This window comes from Pseudomonas sp. 01L34, assembly GCF_056400265.1.
Window position 1 is genome coordinate 700,898 of sequence record NZ_JBFTSX010000004.1, and the last position, 24,928, is coordinate 725,825.

A 24,928-nucleotide genomic window follows, 5' to 3' on the forward strand; every position below is an offset into this window, starting at 1 on the left:
ACCTCAGCCGTTGGGCCCTACTGTCGCAACGATGGTCACTTGCTTGTTGTCAGGAATTTCCTGGTAAGCCAACACGTGCAAACCCGGCACTGCCAGCCGACCGAATCGCGAGAGCATCGCGCGAACCGGACCGGCCACCAGCAGAATCACCGGCTGACCTTGCATTTCCTGACGCTGCGCCGCATCGATCAACGAGCGTTGCAGTTTTTCCGCCATGCTTGGCTCCAGCAGAACACCCTCTTCCGAGCCTTGTCCTGCCTTCTGAAGACTATTGAGCAATATTTGTTCCAACCTTGGTTCCAAGGTGATCACAGGCAGCTCCGACTCAGTGCCTACAATGCTTTGCACGATTGCACGGGATACGCCGACGCGCACTGCGGCCACCAAAGCGGCGGTATCTTGACTCTTGGCGGCGTTGTTCGCGATGGCTTCGGCGATGCTGCGGATGTCCCGCACCGGCACCTGTTCGGCCAGCAACGCCTGCAAGACTTTGAGCAGCTGCGACAGCGAAACCACCCCCGGCACCAGTTCTTCGGCCAGTTTCGGTGAGCTTTTGGCCAGCAATTGCATGAGTTGCTGGACTTCTTCGTGGCCGATCAGCTCGCTGGAGTGCTTGTACAGAATCTGGTTCAAGTGGGTCGCCACCACCGTACTGGCATCGACCACGGTGTAACCGAGGGATTGCGCCTGGGCACGCTGGCTGATTTCGATCCACACCGCTTCCAGGCCAAAAGCCGGATCTTTGGCGGTGATGCCATTGAGCGTGCCGTAGACCTGACCCGGGTTGATCGCCAGTTCGCGCTCCGGGTAAATCTCCGCTTCAGCCAGGATCACGCCCATCAGAGTCAGGCGATAGGCGCTAGGCGCCAGGTCGAGGTTGTCACGGATATGCACAGTCGGCATCAGGAAGCCCAGGTCCTGGGAGAGCTTTTTACGCACCCCCTTGATCCGCGCCAGCAACTGCCCACCCTGGTTGCGATCCACCAGCGGAATCAGGCGGTAGCCCACTTCCAGGCCAATCATGTCGATCGGCGTCACGTCATCCCAGCCAAGCTCCTTGGTTTCCTGAGCCCGGGCCGGTGACGGCAGCAACTCCTGCTGACGCTTGACCTCTTGCAGGGCCTGAACCTTGACCGCGTTCTGCTTCTTCCAGAACAGGTAAGCGCCACCGGCCGCCAGGGCTGCCATGGACAGAAAGGAGACGTGTGGCATGCCGGGCACCAGGCCCATCACCGCCATCAAGCCTGCGGCCACCGCCAAGGCTTTCGGCGAGGCGAACATCTGACGATTGATTTGTTTACCCATGTCTTCTGAGCCGGAAGCACGGGTCACCATGATCGCGGCAGCGGTCGACAACAGCAGTGATGGCAATTGCGCCACCAAACCGTCACCGATGGTCAACAGCGCATAAACCTTGCCGGCATCACCAAAGCTCATGCCGTGCTGGAAGATACCCACCGCCATGCCGCCGATCAGGTTGATGAACAGAATCAGCAGACCGGCGATGGCATCACCGCGCACGAATTTGCTGGCACCGTCCATGGAACCGTAGAACTCGGCCTCCTGGGCGACTTCCATCCGGCGCAGTTTCGCCTGGTTCTGATCGATCAGGCCGGCGTTCAAGTCGGCGTCGATCGCCATCTGTTTACCGGGCATCGCGTCGAGGGTGAAACGCGCGCTCACCTCGGAAATCCGCCCGGCGCCCTTGGTTACCACGACGAAGTTGATGATCATCAAAATCGCGAAGACCACGATACCGACCACGTAGTTACCGCCGATCACCACTTCACCGAAGGCCTGGATCACCTTACCGGCGGCGGCATGGCCGTCCTGACCGTGGAGCATCACCACCCGCGTGGAGGCCACGTTCAGCGCCAGTCGCAGCAATGTCGCCACCAGCAGAATGGTCGGGAACACCGCAAAATCCAGCGGCCGCAAGGCGTACACGCAGACCAGCAACACGACGATGGACAAGGCAATGTTGAAGGTGAAAAACACGTCCAGCAGGAACGGCGGCACCGGCAACATCATCATGGCCAGCATGACCAGCAGCAACAGCGGCACGCCCAGATTGCCCCGACTGAGGTCGGCGACGTTTGTGCGGGCACTGTTGATTAACTGAGAGCGATCCACCGGTTTTCCCCGTTCCTTTAAAGCAAACTTTTGACGCCTGAAGCAGGCGCAGGGCGGCTATTGCAAGAAGCCTTCCAACTTTTGCCAAGGAGGGAAATAGATAGATTTGTTGAGCCCGGGGTAGCAGCTGCCGAGCTGCGCGAGGCTGCGTTCGGCTGCGCAGCAGTCGCAAATCCTTTGCGAGGACTGCGTCCTCGAACGCAGCCTCGCAAGCTCGGCAGCTGCTACGAACAAGGTGGATCAGAGGCGGGACATGACATCGCTCAAGTTCACTGCCCCACCATTCGTCCAAAGACCTGCACAGCCGTAAGTTTTGATAGTAGCCAAAACGGCCTTATGGGTATTGGATGGTGATCATCAGCGTTGGTAATACCAAGCGCCGGAGCAGCGATCATGCCCAAGAAAGCGGTCAAGTCATTCAACGATGCCAAAGGCTTCGATCTGGTTGCGCCCAAGCAACAGGACGACAGGAAGAAACAGGAAAACAGTATCGCGAAAGAGCCCGGCAATGAAAAAGCCAATAGGCGGCATCAGCGCCCGTAGGCGCTGTCGAAGGCGGCTATCTTTTTGATTTCAGAACCGTAGACCCAATCAGGAATCGCGCCGCAGATCCGGCGGAATCGGCAAATCATCCTTCAACGGATCCGGACGTTTACCCTTGCCCGCGCGGTACTGGCGGATCTGATAGACGTACGCCAATACCTGAGCCACCGCCAGATACAGCCCGCCTGGAATTTCCTGATCCAGTTCCGTGGAGTAGTAAATCGAACGCGCCAGGGCGGGCGATTCGAGTAACTGCACTTGGTTGGCCACGGCGATTTCGCGGATCTTCAAGGCCAGGAAGTCGCTACCCTTGGCGATCAGCATCGGCGCACCACCCTTCTCCGGATCGTACTTGAGCGCCACGGCGTAGTGGGTCGGGTTGGTGATGACCACATCGGCGTCGGGGATCGCGGCCATCATTCGCCGCTGCGACATCTCGCGCTGCAACTGGCGAATGCGCTGTTTGACCTCCGGCCGCCCCTCCTGATCCTTGTGCTCGTCACGCACTTCCTGCTTGGTCATCAGCAGCTTATTGTGGCTTTCCCAGAGCTGCACCGGCACGTCGACCGCCGCGATGATGATCAGCCCGCAAGCCATCCACAAGGTGCTCCAGCCGACCACTTGCAGGCTGTGAATGATCGCCATGTCCAGCGGCTCGTGGGCGATGCGCAGCAGATCGTCGATGTCCGACGACAAGACCGCCAACGCCACGAACAACACGATGAAAAACTTCGCCAGAGCCTTGAGCAGCTCCACCAGCGCCTTGACCGAGAACATTCGTTTCAGCCCTGCGGCGGGATTCATGCGACTGAACTTGGGCGCCATGGAGCCAGCCGCAAACAGCCAGCCCCCCAGGGAAATCGGGCCGATCAGCGCGGCCAGCAGCAAGGTGATCATCACCGGCTGAATCGCGAACAAGGCGATCTGTCCCGAATGCAGCAGATAAGTCGCCATGGAGCGCTGATCCAGAATCACCTCTCGCGAGAGCGAGAAGTTCATGCGCATCAGCTCCATCAAATCCTGGGCCAGGGCGCCACCAAAAATCAGCAGCCCACCGGCGCCGGCGAGCATGACCGCCAGGGTGTTGAGCTCCTTGGAGCGCGCAATCTCACCCTTCTCACGGGAGTCCTTTTTGCGTTTCTCCGTGGGGTCTTCTGTTTTGTCCTGACCGCTTTCGCTCTCAGCCATGACTCAGCGCGCCTGTGCCAGTTCGCGTAACAACTGCAAGGCCTCGGCGGCCAGCGGTTGATACTGATTGAGAATGTCCGCCAGGCCGACCCAGACGATGAACAGTCCAAGTACCAGGGTCAGCGGGAAACCGATCGAGAAGATGTTCAGCTGCGGCGCCGCCCGGGTCATCACGCCAAACGCAATGTTGACCACCAGCAACGCGGTGATCGCCGGCAGCACCAGCAACAGCGCCGCACCAAGCACCCAACCAAGCTTGCCGGCCAGTTCCCAGAAATGATTGACCATCAACCCGCCACCGACCGGCAGCGTGGTGAAGCTTTCAGTGAGGACTTCGAACACCACCAAGTGGCCGTTCATCGACATGAACAACAGCGTCACCAGCATGGTGAAAAACTGCCCGATCACCGCCACTGACACGCCGTTCGTAGGGTCGACCATCGAAGCGAAGCCCATGCCCATCTGGATCGCGACAATTTGTCCGGCGACCACGAACGCCTGGAAGAACAGTTGCAAGGAGAAACCGAGAACCGCACCGATGATGATCTGCTCGGCAATCAGCAGCATCGCACTCAAGTCCAGCGCGTTGACCGCGGGCATGGGCGGCAGACCCGGTGCGATGACCACAGTGATCGCCAGCGCGAAGTACAAACGCACGCGTTTGGGCACCAGCGTCGTGCCGAAAATCGGCATGACCATCAGCAACGAGCCGATGCGAAACAGCGGCAACATGAACGTCGCCACCCAGGTGCTGATCTGGGTATCGGTCAGTTGCAGCAGCGACATGGCTTAACCGATGACCTGAGGAATGCTGTGGTACAGCTGAAGAATGTATTCCATGAAAGTCTGCACCAGCCACGGGCCGGCAACGATCAGCGTCACCAGCATCACCAGCAGGCGCGGCAGGAAGCTCAGGGTCTGTTCGTTGATCTGCGTGGCCGCCTGGAACATCGCCACCAACAACCCCACCAGCAAGCTCGGAATCACCAGCACGGCGACCATCATGGTGGTCAGCCACAGCGCTTCGCGAAAGATGTCCACGGCAACTTCGGGCGTCATGGTGAAACACCGCCGAAGCTGCTGGCCAACGTGCCGATGATCAACGCCCAGCCATCCACCAGCACGAACAGCATGATTTTGAACGGCAGGGAAATGATCAGTGGCGAGAGCATCATCATACCCATCGCCATCAGCACACTGGCCACCACCAGGTCGATGATCAGGAACGGAATGAAGATCATGAAGCCAATCTGGAACGCGGTTTTCAGTTCCGAGGTCACGAACGCCGGCACCAGAATCGTCAGCGGCGCCTGATCCGGCGTAGCAATATCAGTGCGCTTGGACAGGCGCATGAACAGCTCCAGATCGCTGCTGCGAGTCTGGGCCAGCATGAAGTCCTTGATCGGCACCTGAGCCTTGGCGACAGCATCCTGAGCGGTGAGTTTCTCCGCCAGATACGGCTGCAAGGCATCCTGATTCACCCGATCGAACACCGGCGCCATGATAAACATGGTGAGGAACAGCGCCATGCCGGTGAGGATCTGGTTCGACGGTGTCTGCTGCAAGCCCAGGGCCTGACGCAGGATCGAGAACACGATGATGATCCGGGTAAAACTGGTCATCAGCATGACGAACGCCGGGATGAAACTCAGCGCCGTCATGATCAGCAGGATTTGCAGGCTGACCGAGTATTCCTGGGCGCCATTGGCATTGGTGCTCAGGGTGATCGCCGGGATCGACAACGGATCGGCGGCGAACGCCAGTGGCGCAGCCAGCATCAGGGCCAGCGTCAAGACGATGCGTAACGCACCCATTACTTCTTATCCTTCTGATCCTTGCCAAGCATCTCCAACAGACGCTGGGCAAACTCCGGAGTCGCTTTCTCGGTTGCGCCCGGCACTTGTACCGGCTCCTTGAGCACATGCAACGCGGTGATGGTGCCGGGGCTCAGGCCGAGCAGAATCTGTTCGTTGCCGACCTGTACCAGCATCAAGCGGTCACGGGGGCCGAGGGCTCGGGAACCGATCAACTCGATCACTTGCCCCTTGCCCGCCGGGCCGGCCTGCTGAACCCGGCGTAGCAGCCAGGCGAGGAAGAAGATCAACCCCAACACCAGCAGCAAGCCGAACACCAATTGCGTCAATTGCCCGGCCACACCACTGCTGACAGCTGGCGCGGCGGCCGCTGTCGCAGCAGTCGTCACCGACTCGGCCGCCAGCACGCTGGATGGCAAGGCCAACAGAACCGCAAGAACCTTGTTCACTCAGCGCAGCTTCTTGATGCGTTCGCTTGGGCTGATCACGTCGGTCAGGCGGATGCCGAACTTTTCGTTGACCACTACCACTTCGCCGTGGGCGATGAGCGTGCCGTTGACCAGCACGTCCAGCGGCTCGCCAGCCAGGCGATCGAGCTCGATCACCGAACCCTGGTTGAGTTGCAGCAGGTTGCGGATGTTGATGTCGGTGCTGCCGACTTCCATGGAAATCGACACCGGGATATCGAGGATCACGTCCAGGTTCGGACCGTCCAGCGTCACTGGATCGTTGTTCTTCGGCACGCTGCCGAACTCTTCCATCGGCAGACGGTTGGAGCCCGACGTACCGGCATCGGCCGCCAGCAGCGCATCAATGTCAGCCTGCCCGGCGTCACCGGTCTCTTCCAGGGCCGCAGCCCATTCGTCGGCCAGTGCCTGGTCGTCCTGGGCGTTCATATCGTCGTTCATCATTTGTCCTCGGCGGGCAACAATTCAGTTAAATGCGTAGGGGGGGGTACGAGCGCCGGTCAGCGGCGCTCGATCGGCTCGATCACTTGCAACGCGAGGTTGCCTTTGTGCGAGCCCATCTTGACCTTGAAGGCCGGCACGCCGTTGGCGCGCATGATCATTTCTTCCGGCATCTCGACCGGGATCACGTCGCCGGGCTGCATGTGCAGGATGTCGCGAAGGCGCAGCTGGCGGCGGGCAACGGTGGCACCGATCGGTACGTCGACGTCCAGCACGTCCTGGCGCAAGGCGTTGATCCAGCGCTCGTCCTGATCGTCGAGGTCCGACTGGAAGCCGGCATCGAGCATCTCGCGCACCGGCTCGATCATCGAGTACGGCATGGTCACGTGCAGGTCGCCGCCACCGCCATCGAGTTCGATGTGGAACGTCGACACCACAATGGCTTCGCTCGGCCCGACGATGTTGGCCATGGCCGGGTTCACTTCCGAGTTGATGTACTCGAAGTTCACTTCCATGATCGCCTGCCAGGCTTCCTTCAAATCGACGAAAGCCTGTTCCAGCACCATGCGCACCACACGCAGTTCGGTGGGGGTGAATTCACGCCCTTCGATCTTCGCGTGACGGCCGTCGCCGCCGAAGAAGTTGTCCACCAGCTTGAACACCAGTTTGGCGTCGAGGATGAACAGCGCGGTGCCGCGCAGCGGCTTGATCTTGACCAGGTTGAGGCTGGTCGGCACGTACAGCGAGTGCACGTATTCACCGAACTTCATCACCTGCACGCCACCGACGGCAACGTCCGCCGAGCGGCGCAGCATGTTGAACATGCTGATGCGGGTGTAGCGGGCGAAACGCTCGTTGATCATTTCCAGCGTCGGCATGCGTCCACGGACGATGCGATCCTGGCTGGTCAGGTCGTAGCTTTTGACACTGCCGGGCTCGGCAGCGTTATCGGTCTGTACCAGACCATCGTCGACGCCATGCAACAGCGCATCGATCTCATCCTGGGACAGCAGGTCCTGCACGGCCATGTCGTGTTCCTACTGCAGTACGAAATTAGTGAAAAGCAACTGTTCGATCACCACTTTGCCCAGCTCTTTCTGCGCCACTTCCTGAACGCTGGCCGTGGCTTTCTGACGCAACATCTCCTGGCCAACCGGGGTCGCCAGCGTGGCGAAATCCTGACCGGAAAACAGCATGACCAGGTTATTGCGGATCACTGGCATGTGGACTTTGAGCGCCTCCAGATCAGCCTGATTACGCCCCTGCATGGTGATGCTCACCTGCATGTAGCGCTGACGGCCGTTCTGGGTGTAGTTGGCCACGAAGGCTGGAGCCATTGGCTCGAAGATCGCCGGCTGCTTGCCGACCACAGCGGTTTCAGCCGCGGCGGCAGGCTTGCTCTGGGCGCCGTGCATGAAGAACCAGGTCGCCCCCACGGACAAGCCGATCGCCAGCAGCAGGGCCACGACGATCACAATGATCAGCTTGATTTTGCCTTTGGTTGCGGGGTCTTTTACTACTGCTTCACTCTTCGCCATGCCAATAATCCGTCACTATTCGGGTTTTCACAGTCGCACGGCAAGGCAAGAGCAAGTGTTATGCCAGAAGTGTCTGGGGCTATGTGGAGGCGGCAGGCAGGCAACGAAAATCAAAAGATCGCAGCCTTCGGCAGCTCCTGCATTTGGATGGTGTACACCCGTAGATACAAGGAGCTGGCGAAGGCTGCGATCTTTTGAGGGGGCGTCCTGATTTATCAGGCGTAATAATCGACCGCGCTGGTGCCGATCACGCTGGTGGTGTTGGCGGCCACATCAGCGACCGTCGCAGGAAGCTCTTCATCCATCGAATCGAGGCGACCGCCACTGGCATTGGTGCGCCCGCCCTGCCCCTGTTGAGCCTGTTCCTGCCCCTGGCCCTGCCAGCCACGGGACTGATCGGAAACGTTGACGTCGACCTGGCCCATGCCCTGCTGCGCGAACATGTCCCGCAGGCGATGCATTTGCCCGTCGAGTGCTTCGCGAACGCTTGGGTGAGCGCTCATGAAGGTCACTTGGGTCTGCTGATCCGGAACCATGTTCACCCGAATATCGAGGCGTCCCAGTTCGGCCGGTTGCAACTGGATATCCGCCGCCTTGAGATTGGCGCTGGACAGGTACATGACCCGGTTGACCACCTCTTCGGTCCAACCGCTCTGATGCATGGCGATCGGTTGGTTCACCGGCAATGCATTGGCAGTCTTGGGTGTTGCCGCTTGGGTCAGAGCCGCCAGACGATTGGCGAAGTCATCGACACGGGTGTCGCTGCTGGCGGACTTGAGATCCTTGAGGCCGTCATCGATCAGGCCACTGAACGCCTTCTCGCCGCCCTGGCTGGTGCTGTCCTGATCAGCCTGCACGTCGAGCATGCTCGCCATGCCTGCAGCAAAGTTCTGTGCCGAGGTCAGCTCGCCGTCGACGTGAGCCTGAGTCGGCGCCGCTTTTGGCTGAGCCTGGCTGGCGGCCGAAACGTGCCCGCTCTGCTCCAACGCCATACGCACGGCCGGCAGCGCATCAAGAGGATCGGCTTCGGGATCGAAATCAGGATCGGTGGTCGCAACGGCCGGCGTCGCTGTTGCGGTAACGGCGGCCGCGACGGGTGCTTGTACGGTTGACTGCACAGCGGCGACAACCGGTGGGGTTTCCGGTACAGGGGCTGGCAGCACCGGCTGCACCACTTGCATCAACGCCGGATCGAGGGCTGGATCGAGGGCTGGATCGACAGGCGCGGTATCGACTACCGGCGTCGTCGGCTCAGCGGTATCCGGCGCGTCATCGCTGGCGGTCTTGTCATCGGCCTGCGCCGGTTTATCGGCGGGCAAGGATTTGCCGCTATCGGCAACCGTCGGTTCCTGGGCGGCAGACGAGTCGTTGCCCACGTCCTTTTTGCCAGTGTTGTCCGAGGCTTTGTCACGTACAGGTTTAGCCGATCCGTCCGCCGTAGCCGAAGGCTTGTTCTGGGCTTGATTGGCGTAGACCTCAGCGAAGCTGGACGCCTTGTCCCCGGGCTCAACCGTCGACGCCGGTGTATTGGCGGACGCGGCTTGAGTCTTGGCCGCAGCAGCGGCCTGAATAAGAATGTTGGGGGTAACGGGCATGGAACGGTCTCCGCTGCACTGGGATCGTAGGTACAGTTGAGTGAGTTGACTGCAAGGGTCGAGCCAGCTTTGTTCGCTGGCCGCCAAAAGCGCTGGATGGTTGTCTTATTCAGCCAGGGAACGTTGGCGCTCTGCCTCAAAAAGCGGTCGAACAATCGCGAATTCGCCGTCGATCTCTCCAACCAGCGCTTCTATGCCTTCGAGTTTTTTCTCTTTGGCTCGCTGCTCCAGCTCATGGCACAGCTCAGCCAACCGAGTCGCGCCCATGTTGCTGCTGCTGCCCTTGAAACTGTGCGCCGTGGCACCTAACCGATCGGCATCGTCAGCCTTGCGCAGCAAGCTCAATCGCTCTTCGGAATCGCTGAGAAAGGTATCGAGCAATTCTGGATACCCATCCTCCATAACTTCTTGCAACGCGCTCAGCACGTCACGATCCAGATGTGTGTTGTCCACTTGTTCACTCCTTTGATCAAGAATGCCCGGGATTATGCCTGAGCCTCCCAGAAAAACTCCACGCGAGCACTGCGCCCATTATCGGACCAGCTCGCATGATGACTCAACTGTCGGATCAAACTGACTCCACGTCCCGACAAACGGACATCATCGACGGGACGCTCCATCACCCGCACCACATCGAAGCCCTTGCCACTGTCTTCGACTCGAACAGTCAGGCAACCACCTTCGCCTTTTGGCGTCACCTGCAAATGTACCCGCACATAGCCGTCCTGCAATTCGTCCAGGCGCGCACTGCGCTGCTGATAATAACGCGCAAAACCCGAAGCATCGCGCTTGAGACTCGAATCCAGACCTAGCACGCCATGCTCCAGGGCGTTGGAGTAAAGCTCTGCCAGCACACTGTAGAGCGCACCACTTTGAGCGCGCAGGCCGTGCACCTCAAACAGCAATTGCAACAGGTACGGCAGCGGGTTGAAGCGTTTGAGGGTGGCGGCGCGAAATTCGAAACTCACCGACCAGTCCAGCGGGCAGGACTGACCGCTGTCGGAATATACCGGTGCTGGCGGGCTCAGTTGCGCCGCATCCAACAGGCTGACCTCAACCATGCTCACGTCATCGCGAGCCTCGCCGCGAAAGTCCCGCAGGGCCTGCTCGATTTCTTCGAACAGCGCATCGGGCTGACGATTGGCTGCAAACACCTGCTCCAATCGCTCTACGCCAAATAACTGTTCATTGGCATCGCAAGTATCGATCACTCCATCAGACAACAGGAACACCCGATCCCCGACGGCCATCGGGAACACCTCGGTGCGGTCATCGAAGGTTTGCGGGCTCAGCACACCCAGCGGCAAGTGCCGTGCCGTGAGCGCTGTACGCTCGCCGCTGGTGGCGTTGTGCAAATAGCCGTCCGGCATCCCGCCGTTCCAGACCTCCACCGACCCTCGCTGAAAGCTCAGGCGCAGCAGGGTCGCGCAGCAGAACATGTCGACCGGCAGGATACGTTTGAGTTTGGCGTTCATCTCGCGCAGGGTTTCGGACAAGCCATAACCCTTGGCGGTCATGCCATAGAAAACTTCGGCCAACGGCATGGCACCGACAGCGGCCGGCAAACCATGGCCGGTGAAATCACCGAGCAACACATGCATGTCGCCGACCGGGGTAAACGCGGCCAGCAACAGATCACCGTTGAACAGCGCATAGGGCGATTGCAGATAACGGATGTTCGGCGCATTCAGGCAACCGGAGTGGGCCACCTTGTCGAACACGGCTTTGGCCACTCGCTGCTCGTTGAGCAGGTAATCATGGTGCCTGGCGATCAGGTCGCGCTGCTCCAGCACCGTGGCCTGCAAACGCCGCAGGCGGTCCATTGCCTTGATCTTGGCCGCGAGGATCACCTGGTTGTAAGGCTTTGCCAGAAAGTCGTCGCCCCCGGCCTCCAGACAACGAGCCAGGGCTTCGCTTTCGGTCAGCGACGTCAGAAAGATGATCGGCACCAGGGTTTCGCCGGCCAGCGCCTTGATCTGCTGCGCGGCCTCGAAGCCATCCATCACCGGCATCATGGCGTCCATCAGCACCAGGTGCGGCCGCTGCGAGCGAAACGCCTCGACCGCCTCGGCGCCATTACTGGCTGTCAGCACTTCATGACCCTGACGACGGACGATAGTCGACAGCAGCATACGATCGGCCGCACTGTCTTCGGCGATCAGAATCGTCAGCGGCTCGAGCGGCTGCATGACAGTCAACTGATGTCGAACAGCTTGTCGAAGTTGGAGATGGCGAGGATTTTCTTCACATCGCTACTGCTGTTGACGACACGAATATCGGAGTTGTCGCCACCGGCGTGATCGCGCAGCAAAAGCAACATGCCCAGCGCCGAACTGTCGAGATACGTGGCTTCCTTCAGATCTACGACGATGGACTCGGGTTTCTGGTTGAGTCGCTCGTAGGACTCGCGAAACTCCTGATGACGACCGAAATCGAATCGCCCCTTAACCGAAATCGTCAACTTTTGCCCATCCGGGGATACTTCTGTAACGACTGACATTTCACGGCTTCCTTGTCATTGGCGAACGTACGTGTACAAGGTTTAGCACTTGCCGGGGGCTGGGGCAAGGTCAAAAGATCGCAGCCTTCGACAGCGTCTCCTGAATCAGGTTTGCATGCACCCGTGCAGGTGCTGCCGTAGGCTGCAATCCTTTGAAACCAACACTCAATACGAATCCTGACGCGGCAACCGCTGGGACAATTCATCCAGCAACTTCTGCTCGCGCTTGTCTTCCAGTTGCCGTGCCTCATCCATGTAGCGCTGAACCAGTTTGCGCAAGCCTTCGACCCGGGCAAATGCCTGTTGCCAGGCTTCTCGGGCCTTGTTCAGGTTGTTTTGATGCCAGTTCAGGCTCTGGTGCTGCTGGTCGATGGCCGTGCCCAATTGCGCGAGAAAACCCTGATAGCCCAGCAGCCACTGACCCGAAACGCCGCCACTGCCGCGCACGATCCATTGTTCCTGGTAGTCGAGACGGAAGGCTTCGAGGTCGGCGAGTTTGCTTTCCGCCAAACGAACCTGGCCCTGGAAGTGCCCCAGGCGCTGGACGGCGGTTTTCTCGGCCTTTTCAGCCATGTCCACCACAGGCGCCAGGCGTGCCGCGCGACTCGAGGCCATGACCGGTTAACCGCCTGGCGCTGGCGCGAAGACCGAAGCAAGATGGTTTTCGCTGGCGCCCATGCTGATGTTGTCGTTCAAGCCCTGGCGCAGGTACAGGGACATGGCCGGTTGCAGATTGATCGCTGTGTCGGTTTCCCGGTCACCGCCGGGCACGTAGGCGCCGACACTGATCAGGTCGCGGCTCTGCTGATAGCGCGACCAGTATTGCTTGAACATCTGCGCGTGGTTCAGGTGTTTGATACCGACCACCGACGGCATGACCCGACTGATGGACGCTTCGATGTCGATAGCCGGGTAATGCCCTTCCTCGGCCAGACGCCGGGACAGCACGATGTGCCCGTCAAGCACGCCCCGCGCCGAGTCGGCGATCGGGTCCTGTTGGTCATCGCCTTCAGACAATACCGTGTAGAACGCGGTGATCGAGCCGCCGCCCTTTTCGGCGTTACCGGCCCGCTCCACCAGTTTCGGCAACTTGGCAAACACCGACGGCGGATAGCCCTTGGTCGCCGGCGGTTCGCCGATGGCCAGGGCGATTTCCCGCTGGGCCTGAGCGAAACGGGTCAGGGAATCCATCAGCAACAGGACATTCTTGCCCTTGTCGCGGAAATACTCGGCGATCCGCGTGCAGTACATGGCCGCGCGCAAACGCATCAGCGGCGCATCGTCCGCCGGCGAAGCCACCACCACCGAACGCTTGAGCCCTTCTTCACCAAGGATGTGCTCGATGAACTCTTTAACTTCTCGACCCCGCTCACCGATCAGCCCGACCACGATAATGTCGGCCTCGGTGAAACGGGTCATCATGCCCAACAGCACACTCTTGCCGACGCCGGTACCGGCGAACAGCCCGAGGCGCTGACCGCGACCGACCGTCAACAAACCGTTGATGCAGCGAATACCGACGTCAAGCGGCTGGCTGATCGGGTCACGCTTGAGCGGGTTGATGGTCGGGCCGTCCATTGGCACCCAGTCTTCAGCCTTCATCCCGCCCTTGCCATCCAGCGCACGACCGGCGCCATCGAGTACCCGCCCGAGCATGCTCATGCCCATCGGCAAGCGACCGTTGTCCGCCAGGGGAACCACGCGTGCGCCTGGCGCAATGCCGGCGACGCTGCCGACCGGCATCAGAAACACTTTGCTGCCGGAGAAGCCCATGACTTCGGCTTCGACCTGCACCGGGTGATAGCTGTCATCGTTGATGACCATGCAGCGGCTGCCCATGGCGGCGCGCAAGCCTTCGGCTTCGAGGGTCAGGCCGACCATACGCAACAGGCGACCTTCGAGGATCGGCGCGCCAGCCAGCTCCGTGGCCTCGGCGTAGCTGCCGAGGCGCTTGGCGAAGCTGGTGCGATCAAGGCGCATCGGGATGGTCCAGTTCCGGTTCGACCGGGGTGACGGCAGGCTTCTTGTCGATCGGCAATTCCAGGCTGAGGTCCGGCGCGGCCGGGTGCAACGCCTGATCGTGCAATTGGTCGAACAGCTTGGCCATGACCTGGGTCACACGGGTTTCGATGGTCGCATCGATACGGCTGTGTTCGGTCTCGACCCGGCAACCGCCCGGCAACAAGGACTCGTCCTCGACGATGCGCCAGGTTTCTTCATGGCGCTCGCGCAGGGCTTTGACCTGTTCGAAATCCTGCGGGTTGACGTACAACCGCACATTGCCCACGCCCAGTGGCAAGAGCTTGAGCGCTTCACGCATGACGTGTTCGATCTGCGTCGAGTCGATGGCCAGCTCGCGCTGAATAACCTGTTTGGTGATGTGCTGTACAAGGTCGACCAGCGACTTTTCGATCTGGGTGTCCTGCTCGGCAATGGGCTCGAACAGGTTGGCCATCAACTGTTCCAGGCCAGCGATCTTGGCCGTCAGGGCCACTTCGGCTTCCTGACGGACCTTGAGCGTGGTGCTATGGAAACCTTCTTTCTCGCCAACCGCGAAGCCTTCGTTGTAGGCCTCCTGGCGAATGCTTTCGAGCTCTTCGAGGGTCAGTGGCTGGACTTCTTCCAGCGGCACTTCTTCCATTTCCGGCGGTTCGGGTTCCGGTTCCGGCTCGGGTTCCGGCACAAACGGGTCGAAGCTGGGCAGCGCCCAGACATCGAAACCTGCGACGTTCTTGCCACGGATCAGGTCGGTCTGGGACTCATCATGTTTGGACGACATAGTGACCTTAGATCATCTCTTCGCCGCCCTTCCCGCCGAGAACGATTTCTCCGGCTTCGGCCATACGGCGGGCAATGGTGAGGATTTCTTTCTGCGCCGTTTCCACGTCGCTGACACGCACCGGGCCTTTGGCCTCGAGGTCGTCGCGCAACAGTTCGGCCGCTCGTTTGGACATGTTCTTGAAGATCTTTTCCTTGACGCCTTCGTCCGAGCCCTTGAGGGCCAGCACCAGGACGTCCGAGGACACTTCGCGCAACAGCGCCTGAATACCGCGGTCGTCGACATCGGACAGGTTGTTGAACACGAACATGAGGTCTTCGATCTGACCGGACAAGTCTTCGTCGACTTCGCGGATCGAGTCCATCAACTGACCTTCGATCGAGCTGTCGAGGAAGTTCATGATGTCTGCCGCGCGCTTGATGCCACCCAGGGTGGTGCGCGAGGCATTCGAGTTGCCGGAGAACTGCTTCTCGAGAATCTGGTTGAGCTCTTTCAGGGCCGCCGGCTGCACGGTGTTCAGCGAAGACACCCGCAGGATGATGTCCAGCCGCACCTTATGGTCGAAGTTGCCCAGCACTTCACCGGCCTGGTCCGGATCAAGGTACGCCACTACGATCGCCTGGATCTGCGGGTGCTCGTAGCGGATCACGTCGGCGACGGCGCGCGGTTCCATCCACTTCAGACTGTCGAGGCCACTGGTGTTGCCGCCCAGCAGGATCCGGTCGATCAGGCCGTTGGCCTTGTCTTCGCCCAAGGCCTGGGTGAGCATTTTGCGCACGTAGTCATCGGAGCCGACGCCCAGGCTGGTCTGGTCGCCGACGATGTCGACGAACTCGCTCATGACCTGTTCGACCTGCTCGCGGTGCACGTTACCCATCTGGGCCATGGCCACGCCCACACGCTGGACCTCTTTGGGCCCCATGTGGCGCAGCACTTGTGCGGCATCCGTAGAACCCAGGGACAGCAGCAGGATCGCGGCTTTATCAACCCGGGACAGTTTGGCGACAGCGGCTCGGTTATCACTCATCTGCGTTAATCCACTCTTTCACGACCTGGGCCACGCGACCCGGATCTTCTGCCACCAGACTCTTGATTGCATTCAACTGTGCGTCATAGCCTTCGCTCGGGCTCGGCAGCAGGATGCTGGTCGGGCCACCGAGGCTGACGCGGTCGTTGGACAGTTCGCCGTCCAGGCCGCCCATGCCGCCGAGTTCCACGTCGCTGCCAAAGGCCGCGAGTTGCTTGTCTTTGCCCCCGCCGGTGATGTTCTTGAGCACCGGACGCAACACACCGAACACCAGCACCAGGATGAACAACACCCCCAGCACTTGCTTGACGATGTCCCAGAACCACGGCTGGGAGTAGAACGGAATCTCGGCGATCACTTCACCGCGCTCAGCAGAGAACGGCATGTTGATCACGCTGACGCTGTCGCCACGGCTGGCGTCGAAACCGACCGCGTCCTGCACCAGGCGAGTGAAGCGCGCCAATTCATCGGCGCTCCACGGCGCACGGGTGGTTTCGCCATTGGCTGCGTTGACCTTGACCTGATCGTCCACCACCACCGACACCGACAGGCGATTCAAACGGCCCTGCTGTTGTTTGGTGTGGCTGATGGAACGGTCGAGCTCGAAGTTCTTGGTGGATTGTTGACGCTTGTCGGCCGGGTACGGCGCCAGCATCGGCTGACCAGTGGCCGGGTCCATGATCTGCTGACCGTTGGCATCAAGCAGTGGCTGGCCTGGCTGCACCATGCCGGCCGACGCAGTGGCGCCACCAGTGGTTTGCGGCGCCGAGGCAGGCGACGGCGGCTGGTTGCTCAAGGCACCCGGCACACCTTGCGGGCCATTGCTGGCGGTACGTTGTTCGTTGACCGACTGCTCGCTGCGCAACGCCGGTTGATCCGGGTTGAACTGCTCGGAAGTCGATTCGACGGCGCTGAAATCCACATCGGCCGAGACTTCGGCTTTATAGCGGTCGTTGCCCAGCACCGGTTGCAGGATGTTATGCACGCGCTGAGTCAGCATGCTTTCCATGCGACGGCTGTAATCGAACTGCTTGCCGGCCATGGTCAGCTCGGAGTTTTCCGCCTGATCCGACAGCAGGTTGCCCTTCTGGTCGACAACGGTGATCTGCGATTTGCTCAGTTCGGGAACGCTGGTCGCCACCAGATTGATGATGGCGACGACCTGGCCCGGCTCCAGCGAGCGACCGGAATACAGTTCAACCAGAACCGAAGCGCTTGGCTTGCGCTCGTCACGCACGAACACCGAACTTTTCGGAATCGCCAGGTGCACGCGGGCACCCTTGACGTTGTTCAGGCTGGAGATGGTCCGGGCCAGTTCGCCTTCGAGGCCGCGACGATAGCGGGTCGCCTCCATGAACTGACTGGTACCCAGCCCCTGCTCCTTGTCGAGAATCTCGAAACCGATATTGCCGTCGCTGGGAGTGACACCAGCGGCCGCGAGCTTGAGCCGCGCACGGGACAGGTCATCGGCCTTGACCAGCAAGGCACCGGAATTCGGTTCGACGGTATAGGGAATGTCGGCGGCGGCCAGGGTTTCCATGACCTGTTTGGCGTCCATGCCGGCAAGGCTGCCGTATAGAGGCCGGTAGTCCGGCTGCTGGGACCACAACACCACGGCAAAACCAATCGCCACGCTCGCAGCCAGGCCGACCAACAGGCCCACCTGACGCAACATGGTCATCTCGGAGAGGTTTTCCAGGAAAGACAACCCGAACAGCGGCGGTTTGCCGTCTATTGGAGTGGCCTTGGCCGGAACATTATCGGCGATTGCTTCTGCCATGACTCAATCTCGTCCTTAAACCGGCATCTGCATGATGTCTTGGTAAGCCTGAACCAGCTTGTTACGCACTTGGGTCAGTGCCTGAAAAGACACGCTGGCCTTCTGTGAGGAAATCATCACGTCCGTCAGGTCGACGCCGCTTTTACCGATCTCGAAGGCACTGGCCAACTGATTGGACGCCTGCTGGGTGTCGTTCACTTTATTGACGGCCTGACCGAGCATGTCGGCAAAGCTGCTGCCACCCACTTCAGGGACTGCGGCAGTCGATTTCGGCGCAGACATGGCATCCATTTGCATGGCGCGCATATCCAGCATCAACCGGTTGAATTCAATACCTTGGCTCATGGTCTGCTCTCTTTGGCTACTCGCAATTTTTTGACACTCACTCGGCGAGTAGTGAGGTGTTAGCAACAAGGGTGCCAGCTCCGTGGCCGCTCTAAACAAAAGCTCTCCTGTGCTTTTGTTTGCCGACCGTTACGTGGCGAACAAATACGCTTCCACATCCATTCCGGCATCGCGCATCTGCGCCAGCTTGTAGCGCAAGGTGCGCGGGCTGATGCCCAGTCGCTCGGCGGCTTCTTTGCGGCGGCCGCGCTCGGCGCGCAAGGTGTCGATGATCATTTGGAACTCACGGCGCCGCAGGTCATCACCGAGGGCGCCCGCCGATTCGCCTTCGACTTCCACAGCTCGTGCAGGCGCCGGCGCCAATGCTGGCAATGGCGCACACGCCACGGGCCCGGCCAGACAAAAATCCTGCGGCTGGATCAAACCGCCCTGCTGCAGAATCAAGGCCCGCTGGATCGCGTTATCCAGTTCACGCACGTTGCCCGGCCACGGATAGCCGATCAGGCAGGCCTGCGCCTCGGGCGAAAGCTTTGCCGCGGCATGCTTCATTTTATTGACGTGTTTGGCCAGCAGGCGCTCGGCCAGCGGCAGGATGTCGGCGGTGCGCTCACGCAGCGGACGCCAGGCCAACGGGAACACCGACAGGCGATAGTAAAGATCTTCGCGGAAACGCCCCGCCGCCACTTCACCGGCCAGGTCACGGTTAGTGGTAGCGACCACTCGAATATCCAGCGTGATCGGCTTGCGTGCGCCGACTCGTTCGACTTCGCGCTCCTGCAATACGCGCAGTAACTTGGCCTGCAGGCCGAGGGGCATTTCAGAAATTTCATCGAGCAGGATCGTCCCGCCATCGGCCTGCTCGAACTTGCCGGCCTGCGCCGCGATGGCGCCGGTGAACGAACCTTTTTCGTGACCGAACAAAGTGGCTTCAAGCATGTTGTCCGGGATAGCTGCGCAGTTGATCGCAATGAATGGCTGACTGGCGCGATGGGAGTGCTGATGGATGTAACGCGCCAGCACTTCCTTGCCGGTCCCGGACTCACCGGAGATCAACACCGTGGAATCACTGCGCGCCACGCGCGCGGCCAATTCCAGCAATTGCGCACTGGCCGGCTCGAACGCTACAGGCCCCTCGCTCTCGGTCGCGCCGAGATTGCCCAAGGCGTGACGCGCCACCAGGTCGAGCAAGGCTTTGGGCTCGAACGGCTTGACCAGGTAATCCGCCGCACCCTGACGCATGGCGTCGACCGCACGTTCGACCGCACCGTGAGCGGTCATCAACAACACCGGCAGTTGCGGCTGACGAGCCCGCAGCAATCCAAGCAGCTGATGACCGTCCATGCCCGGCATGTTGACGTCACTGACCACCAGGCTAAATGCCTCGGCGCCCACTGCAGCCAGCGCCTCTTCCGCCGAACCGACCGCCTTGTAATCGTGTCCGGCAAGCACCAGCGTATCGGCCAGTGCTTCCCGTAGCGCGCGATCGTCCTCGACCAGTAAAACCTTGATGGTCATATCCTTCACTTCACTCCCTGAGCGCTGGGCTGCTTACCCGCAAAAAGCGGCAGGATCACCTGCGCGCAAGTGCCGCGACCCGGCCGCGAACGCAACTGCAACTCCCCCTGATGAGCACGAGCCACTGCCTTGACCACGGTCAGACCCAGACCGGTGCCGGTAGTTTTGGTGGTAAAAAACGGCTCGCCCAAACGTGCCAACACCTTCGTGTCGATACCACTGCCGCTGTCGCTGACCGATACGCGCAGGTTGTTGTCGCGGGTATACAGGTGAACCTTCAAACGGACGTCGCCGGCGCTGGCCTGAATGGCGTTTTCGATTAGATTGAGGATCGCTCCGACCAGCGTATCGCGATTGCACAGCAACTCACCGGCATGACTGTCGCATTGCCAGCGCACCGGCAGATCCTGAACAAGAGTCAGCGCCGCCGCTTGCAGCGACTGCATCAGCATTTTTGGAGTGACACGATCGGTCAACGGCAGCTCACCGCGAGCGAACACCAGCATGTCGCGCACCTGGTGTTCCAGCTCATGCAGTCGCTCTTTCAGGCTGCCGGCAAAACGCTGCTGCGTGGCGACCGGTAGTTCCTGCTCAGTCAAATGACTGGCATAGAGCAACGCGGCGGACAACGGCGTACGAATCTGATGAGCCAACGAGGCGACCATCCGCCCCAGAGACGACAGGCGTTCGTGGCGGGCGAGTTGATCTTGCAGATGACGGGTTTCAGTCAGATCGTTGAGCAACACCAACTGACCGGGTTCGGCATCCAGCGAGCGGGTAGCGATCGACAGGCGCCGACCGTCCTTGAGGGAGATTTCGTGACCGTCGTCTTCGCGCGGCGCAAAGCATCGCGCAATGACGTGGCGCCACAACTCGCCTTCGAGGGGTAAGCCGAGCAGCTCACACGCAGCGGGATTGGCTTCACGCACGATGCCTTGGGCGTCGATGACGATGACGCCGCCGGGCAATAGATCGAGGAGGTTTTGCAGCCGGTTGGCCAGACGCTCTTTTTCCGCCAACTCCTGCATGCGCTGGGCGCTGACCACCGCCAGCTCACCTTTGAGCTCGGTGACCCGGGCTTCGAGCATGCTGTAGGAATCGGTCAATTGGCTCGACATCTGGTTGAACAGCGCAAACGCCTGCTCAAGGCCAAGCCGGCTTGCCTGCTCTACGGACGACGGTTGCCCCGAAACATCAGGGACAGGAGACATCTGGGCGGCTTGGGGCATTGTGCTCTCTCGCGTGGTGACCGTCAGTTAAACGGAACGTTGCGAGGGACATAGCAATACCCGTGCCTAAAAAAAACTGCCTATAAATGAAGGGGTTGAAAAACAGGCGTCAATCATCCGCCTGTTCATCACCATCTCGACGACTCATGCCGTACTTGCGCATCTTCTCCACCAGGGTCGTGCGACGAATACGCAGCCGTTCGGCCGCCCGCGCCACAATGCCGTTGGCGTCATCCAGCGCCTGCTGAATCAACCCTTGCTCCAGACCGCCGAGGTAGTCTTTCAGGTCCAGGCCTTCCGGCGGCAGCAGCGCATTGGCGGTGAAGTCCGGGGTATGACCGTTGATGGCCACCCGCTCTTCGAGATCACTGCGCAGGCTGTCGACCAACTGCTCGTCTTCGTCATCGACGTAGCGGAATTTCTTCGGCAACTCGACCACGCCGATCACCCCGTACGGGTGCATGATCGCCATGCGCTCCACCAGGTTGGCCAGCTCGCGAACGTTGCCCGGCCAGCCGTGACGGCACAGCGACATGATCGCCGCCGAGTTGAACCGGATCGACCCGCGCTTCTCGTGCTCCATGCGCGAGATCAACTCGTTCATCAGCAACGGGATGTCTTCGACGCGCTCACGCAACGGCGCCATCTCGATCGGGAACACGTTCAGGCGATAGTAGAGGTCTTCGCGGAACGTGCCGATCTCGATCATGCTTTCGAGATTCTTGTGGGTTGCCGCGATGATCCGCACATCGACGCTTTGGGTCTTGTTGCTGCCCACGCGCTCGAACGTGCGCTCCTGCAAGACGCGCAAGAGCTTGACCTGCATCGGCAACGGCATGTCGCCGATTTCGTCGAGGAACAGCGTACCGCCGTTGGCCAGCTCGAAACGCCCGGCACGGCTGGTGATCGCCCCGGTGAAGGCACCCTTCTCGTGACCGAACAATTCGCTTTCCAGCAACTCGGCCGGAATCGCCCCGCAGTTGACCGGAACGAACGGCGCTTCACGACGCTTGGAGTGGTAGTGCAGATTGCGCGCGACCACTTCCTTGCCAGTGCCGGACTCACCGAGGATCAGCACGCTGGCGTCGGTGTCGGCGACTTGCTGCATCATCTGACGGACGTGTTGAATCGCCCGACTGGTGCCGACAAGGCTGCGGAAAAGATTCGGTTCACGGTGACGACCGCGCTCACGGGCCTGGTCATACATCTCGCGATAGACCTGGGCACGGTGCAACGAATCGAGCAGTTTGCTGTAGCTGGGCGGCATTTCGAGCGTCGAAAGCACTCGGCGACGCTGGTCTTCCGGCAAGTCAATGGAAGAATTATCGCCCATTAACAAAACTGGAAGGAACTCATCCCAGGTTGAGAGTGTCTTTAACAGGCCCAAAAGTGCACCAGGAGCATTTACCGTCCCGATGAGGACACAGATTACTTCACGACTTGATGACAGAGAGCCGACCGCCTGCTGCCAGTCATGGCTGCCACAGGGTAAATTTTCTTCGCCGAGAAAATTTAAAATCACCGCCAAATCGCGGCGGCGGACGCTATCGTCATCAATCAGCAGAATTTTGGTTTCACGCCACATGCAATAGCAACTTCCCTAGTCAACTCAATGCCCAAAATGAGGGGCAAGCTAGACGCTTGCAGACACGTTGTGCCTGTAGACGCCTGAAATCTGGAACCAGCCACTAGTTAAGTCAAAAAACCGTGCACAGTCAAATTTATGGCGCACTATGTTTGGATTAACTGAGGGTTAATTAACCAAACAGATGGTAAACCTTTGCCGCGTTCTGTGCTTGGTGGATCTGCGACATCTCGTCGACTATCGCTTGTCGCTCCCCCGTCGCCGCTTCCAGGAGCTGTTTATACACCCCCAGCAACTCCTCCAGGTTTTCGCGCAACGCGGTCTCGTCCACCGTAGCTTCACTCAAGACGTCTTCCATGCAGGAACGGCAAGCCAGGTCCAATTCACCGATGGCTTCCCAGTTACGCTCGGCCAATGCCTCGACCAGGGCGTCCCGGGTATGCTCGATTCGCTGCAATACAAGACTCATGGTGATCTCCTTAAAACTGGGGAGCAGGTGCGCCAATGGCATCCCAACCGTCTTTGACCGTACGAAGCAGGTCGGCGACTTCGTCGAGGATTTTTGGATCGGTCCTGAGGTTGGCTTCCGCCAGACGCTTCATCATGTAAGCGTAGAGACTATCCAGCTCACTGACGGACTCCGCCTGTTTCTCCAGGTCCAGCCCCTCTCGCAAACCACCGATAATGCCGATGGCCTTGCCGATAAAAACACCCTTATTGGCGACATCCTTGCGCTCCATGGCACCTTTGGCCTGAGCGATGCGATCCAGACCGCCTTCCATGAGCATTTGCACCAGACGATGAGGACTGGCCTCGGAAGTCTGGGCTTGCGCGCCAATCTTCTGGTACTGCCGAAGGGCTAACATCGGGTTCATGTTTACCTCATCCAAAACTCTGTGATTCGTATAATCAAGCTATCGACATAGCGTCAAAAATCTTTAATCCGAAACTAAAAAAGCCCGACAAGCGGAATCCGCTGCCGGGCTTTTGGCGTTTAGGCGCTATGAAGCGTTCTTCTGTGCGTTCATCGCATCGAACATCGAAGTAATATTGCTCGCCGTTGCCTTCAGCTTGCCGACAAGGGAATCCATATCGTTGTACTTCTTGGTCAACACCGCCGTCAGCGTCTCGACCCGACGATCCAGGGCTGCCTGCTGGCTGGCCAGATTCGTCTTGGCCTTGGCCAGGTTGGTCGAACGGGTGTCCAGGATCCCATCACTGCCAGTGACCGTGTAAGGCGTGATTGCATCGTTCATGCGCGTCAACAGACCCATGGAGGCATCGCCAGTCGCCGTCGGATCGCCCAGGAACAGCTTCTGAACTTCACCACCGAGCTTCTGGGTATCCATCGCGGTCGAGAACTTGGTGCTATCGAAATCCAGCGCACCGGTTTTCTGATTGGTGGTGATACCCAATTGCGACAGAACAGTGAGTTTGTCACCCGCCCCCGTTGTGACCAACGGCGTACGAATCGATGCCAGAACGCTGCGCGCCAACGGGTCACCGGTCAGTGCTGCAGCAACGGTCGGCTTGCCATTGCTATCCAGGGAAGGCTTGGTCAGCGTATTGACATTGGTCACAACCTGGTTATAAGCATCAACGAAAGCTTGGATGGATTTTTTCAGGCCATCACTGTTCGGGCCAACCGTCACCGTCGTGGTACCACCGGCGACCAAATTCAGGGTCAAGCCGGAAATAGCCGAGTCAACCTTGTTGCTTTTGCTAGTCAGCGCGAGCCCGTCCACGGTGAAACTGGCGTCCACCGCGAAATCTCCGATGGCACCCGCCGAAGTCGCTGTCGGTGCTGCACCCATTTGCTGGCCGGCATTGATCTCCAGACCCGCGATACCGCTGAGGGTGATGTCGGAGCCCGCACCGGTCGCCGTGGACCCCATCACCAGACGTGAGCCAAACGAGTCGGTCACGATGTTGGCGCTGAAACCGTTCGCGCCCTGCTGGGTGTTGATCGCATCGCGAACCGACTGCAACGTCGCGCCGGCCGGAATGGTGACAGAACTGGATACGCCATTTTGCGTGATATTGAGCGTGCCGCTCGCAACGGCGCTGCTGGCACCGCCGGCAAAGGCCGCGGTGGCCACTTTGGACGAGGTCGCAAGGTTATTGACCTTGACCACGTAGGAACCGTTGACAGCCGTGTTGCTCGCCACAGCGGTCAATACTTTCGCGTCGGCGGACGTGGCGTTGTAACCCAGGAACTGCGGAGCTTGCGTATCTTGCAGCTTCTTGATTGCAGCCTGGAAGTTCGCCAGGACACTTTTGAGAGTACCAATACCGGAAATCTGCGCAGTATTGGTGGTCGTCTGACGATCGATCTGATTCTGCTTGGCCGCCTTGTCGGCGCTGACCAGAGCCTTGACGATATCACCGGTATTAATACCGGAGCCTAAGCCCGTGCCCGGTAGAATTGGACTTGCCATGTGGAACTCCC

General features: G+C 59.8%; 26 protein-coding genes. 1 reads left to right on the forward strand and 25 read right to left on the reverse strand.

The genetic code is table 11. The annotated features are described in order from the left end of the window. Window positions 1-3 precede the first annotated feature (3 nt). Complete coding sequence (flhA, locus tag AC1DQM_RS15245; protein WP_007938653.1) at window positions 4-2,133, reverse strand: flagellar biosynthesis protein FlhA; 2,130 nt, start codon at window positions 2,131-2,133, stop codon at window positions 4-6. 393 nt (window positions 2,134-2,526) lie between these two features. Between flhA and AC1DQM_RS15250 the strand changes: the two genes are divergently transcribed. After that, on the forward strand, window positions 2,527-2,676 hold the full coding sequence (locus AC1DQM_RS15250; RefSeq protein ID WP_019648112.1) for a hypothetical protein: 150 nt from the start codon (window positions 2,527-2,529) through the stop codon (window positions 2,674-2,676). Between the two features lie 48 nt (window positions 2,677-2,724). Here AC1DQM_RS15250 and flhB read toward each other — a convergent pair whose 3' ends face one another. From flhB to fliD, 24 genes are all read right to left on the reverse strand, one after another. After that, window positions 2,725-3,864: a flagellar biosynthesis protein FlhB gene (gene flhB, locus AC1DQM_RS15255; protein WP_086945860.1), complete on the reverse strand. Its 1,140-nt coding sequence runs from the start codon at window positions 3,862-3,864 to the stop codon at window positions 2,725-2,727. Between the two features lie 3 nt (window positions 3,865-3,867). Further along, window positions 3,868-4,650, reverse strand: coding sequence for a flagellar biosynthetic protein FliR (fliR, locus tag AC1DQM_RS15260; protein ID WP_086945861.1), 783 nt, complete (start codon window positions 4,648-4,650; stop codon window positions 3,868-3,870). A 3-nt stretch (window positions 4,651-4,653) separates the two neighbouring features. Next, window positions 4,654-4,923 carry a flagellar biosynthesis protein FliQ gene (fliQ, locus tag AC1DQM_RS15265; protein WP_007938648.1) on the reverse strand — a complete coding sequence of 90 codons (270 nt, stop codon included), beginning with the start codon at window positions 4,921-4,923 and terminating at the stop codon, window positions 4,654-4,656. Continuing rightward, window positions 4,920-5,678: a flagellar type III secretion system pore protein FliP gene (gene fliP, locus AC1DQM_RS15270; RefSeq protein WP_477746442.1), complete on the reverse strand. Its 759-nt coding sequence runs from the start codon at window positions 5,676-5,678 to the stop codon at window positions 4,920-4,922. Before fliP ends, fliQ begins: the two co-directional genes overlap by 4 nt. Then, on the reverse strand, window positions 5,678-6,127 hold the full coding sequence (fliO, locus tag AC1DQM_RS15275; protein ID WP_018925053.1) for a flagellar biosynthetic protein FliO: 450 nt from the start codon (window positions 6,125-6,127) through the stop codon (window positions 5,678-5,680). The genes fliP and fliO overlap by 1 nt, the downstream gene beginning before the upstream one ends. Continuing rightward, the gene (gene fliN / locus AC1DQM_RS15280) at window positions 6,128-6,586 is read right to left on the reverse strand and encodes a flagellar motor switch protein FliN (RefSeq protein WP_007938642.1); all 459 of its coding nucleotides are present in this window, start codon (window positions 6,584-6,586) and stop codon (window positions 6,128-6,130) included. Window positions 6,587-6,645: 59 nt separating this feature from the next. Then, the gene (fliM, locus tag AC1DQM_RS15285; RefSeq protein ID WP_007938639.1) at window positions 6,646-7,614 is read right to left on the reverse strand and encodes a flagellar motor switch protein FliM; all 969 of its coding nucleotides are present in this window, start codon (window positions 7,612-7,614) and stop codon (window positions 6,646-6,648) included. A 9-nt stretch (window positions 7,615-7,623) separates the two neighbouring features. Further along, complete coding sequence (fliL, locus tag AC1DQM_RS15290) at window positions 7,624-8,124, reverse strand: flagellar basal body-associated protein FliL (RefSeq protein WP_019648109.1); 501 nt, start codon at window positions 8,122-8,124, stop codon at window positions 7,624-7,626. A gap of 215 nt (window positions 8,125-8,339) precedes the next feature. Continuing rightward, on the reverse strand, window positions 8,340-9,719 hold the full coding sequence (locus AC1DQM_RS15295; RefSeq protein ID WP_477746443.1) for a flagellar hook-length control protein FliK: 1,380 nt from the start codon (window positions 9,717-9,719) through the stop codon (window positions 8,340-8,342). A gap of 105 nt (window positions 9,720-9,824) precedes the next feature. Then, on the reverse strand, window positions 9,825-10,172 hold the full coding sequence (locus AC1DQM_RS15300; RefSeq protein ID WP_018925049.1) for an Hpt domain-containing protein: 348 nt from the start codon (window positions 10,170-10,172) through the stop codon (window positions 9,825-9,827). Window positions 10,173-10,204: 32 nt separating this feature from the next. Beyond that, entirely contained in the window at window positions 10,205-11,908 is a 1,704-nt protein-coding gene (locus AC1DQM_RS15305; RefSeq protein ID WP_064619470.1) for an ATP-binding SpoIIE family protein phosphatase, read from the reverse strand. A 5-nt stretch (window positions 11,909-11,913) separates the two neighbouring features. Beyond that, window positions 11,914-12,219 (reverse strand): STAS domain-containing protein, encoded by a 306-nt coding sequence (locus AC1DQM_RS15310; protein ID WP_019648106.1) that lies wholly within the window; start codon window positions 12,217-12,219, stop codon window positions 11,914-11,916. A 165-nt stretch (window positions 12,220-12,384) separates the two neighbouring features. Beyond that, window positions 12,385-12,834 carry a flagellar export protein FliJ gene (gene fliJ, locus AC1DQM_RS15315; RefSeq protein ID WP_477746444.1) on the reverse strand — a complete coding sequence of 150 codons (450 nt, stop codon included), beginning with the start codon at window positions 12,832-12,834 and terminating at the stop codon, window positions 12,385-12,387. A 6-nt stretch (window positions 12,835-12,840) separates the two neighbouring features. Continuing rightward, window positions 12,841-14,199, reverse strand: coding sequence for a flagellar protein export ATPase FliI (gene fliI / locus AC1DQM_RS15320; RefSeq protein WP_018925045.1), 1,359 nt, complete (start codon window positions 14,197-14,199; stop codon window positions 12,841-12,843). Continuing rightward, window positions 14,189-14,998 carry a flagellar assembly protein FliH gene (gene fliH, locus AC1DQM_RS15325; RefSeq protein ID WP_138866119.1) on the reverse strand — a complete coding sequence of 270 codons (810 nt, stop codon included), beginning with the start codon at window positions 14,996-14,998 and terminating at the stop codon, window positions 14,189-14,191. Before fliH ends, fliI begins: the two co-directional genes overlap by 11 nt. A gap of 7 nt (window positions 14,999-15,005) precedes the next feature. Then, complete coding sequence (fliG, locus tag AC1DQM_RS15330) at window positions 15,006-16,025, reverse strand: flagellar motor switch protein FliG (RefSeq protein ID WP_003184041.1); 1,020 nt, start codon at window positions 16,023-16,025, stop codon at window positions 15,006-15,008. Then, window positions 16,018-17,805 carry a flagellar basal-body MS-ring/collar protein FliF gene (gene fliF / locus AC1DQM_RS15335; RefSeq protein ID WP_477746445.1) on the reverse strand — a complete coding sequence of 596 codons (1,788 nt, stop codon included), beginning with the start codon at window positions 17,803-17,805 and terminating at the stop codon, window positions 16,018-16,020. Before fliF ends, fliG begins: the two co-directional genes overlap by 8 nt. 15 nt (window positions 17,806-17,820) lie before the next feature. Beyond that, a complete protein-coding gene (gene fliE / locus AC1DQM_RS15340) occupies window positions 17,821-18,150 on the reverse strand; it encodes a flagellar hook-basal body complex protein FliE (protein WP_018925042.1) in 330 nt (109 codons plus the stop codon). A gap of 129 nt (window positions 18,151-18,279) precedes the next feature. Beyond that, window positions 18,280-19,665 (reverse strand): sigma-54-dependent transcriptional regulator, encoded by a 1,386-nt coding sequence (locus tag AC1DQM_RS15345; RefSeq protein WP_477746446.1) that lies wholly within the window; start codon window positions 19,663-19,665, stop codon window positions 18,280-18,282. A 5-nt stretch (window positions 19,666-19,670) separates the two neighbouring features. Beyond that, the gene (locus AC1DQM_RS15350) at window positions 19,671-20,876 is read right to left on the reverse strand and encodes a sensor histidine kinase (protein WP_477746463.1); all 1,206 of its coding nucleotides are present in this window, start codon (window positions 20,874-20,876) and stop codon (window positions 19,671-19,673) included. A gap of 127 nt (window positions 20,877-21,003) precedes the next feature. Further along, complete coding sequence (locus AC1DQM_RS15355; RefSeq protein ID WP_026345697.1) at window positions 21,004-22,479, reverse strand: sigma-54 dependent transcriptional regulator; 1,476 nt, start codon at window positions 22,477-22,479, stop codon at window positions 21,004-21,006. A gap of 172 nt (window positions 22,480-22,651) precedes the next feature. Beyond that, the gene (fliT, locus tag AC1DQM_RS15360; protein WP_018925038.1) at window positions 22,652-22,948 is read right to left on the reverse strand and encodes a flagellar protein FliT; all 297 of its coding nucleotides are present in this window, start codon (window positions 22,946-22,948) and stop codon (window positions 22,652-22,654) included. Window positions 22,949-22,958: 10 nt separating this feature from the next. Then, window positions 22,959-23,354: a flagellar export chaperone FliS gene (gene fliS / locus AC1DQM_RS15365; RefSeq protein ID WP_018925037.1), complete on the reverse strand. Its 396-nt coding sequence runs from the start codon at window positions 23,352-23,354 to the stop codon at window positions 22,959-22,961. A gap of 126 nt (window positions 23,355-23,480) precedes the next feature. Beyond that, window positions 23,481-24,917, reverse strand: a complete 1,437-nt coding sequence (gene fliD / locus AC1DQM_RS15370) for a flagellar filament capping protein FliD (RefSeq protein ID WP_477746447.1) — start codon at window positions 24,915-24,917, stop codon at window positions 23,481-23,483. Window positions 24,918-24,928: the final 11 nt, after the last annotated feature.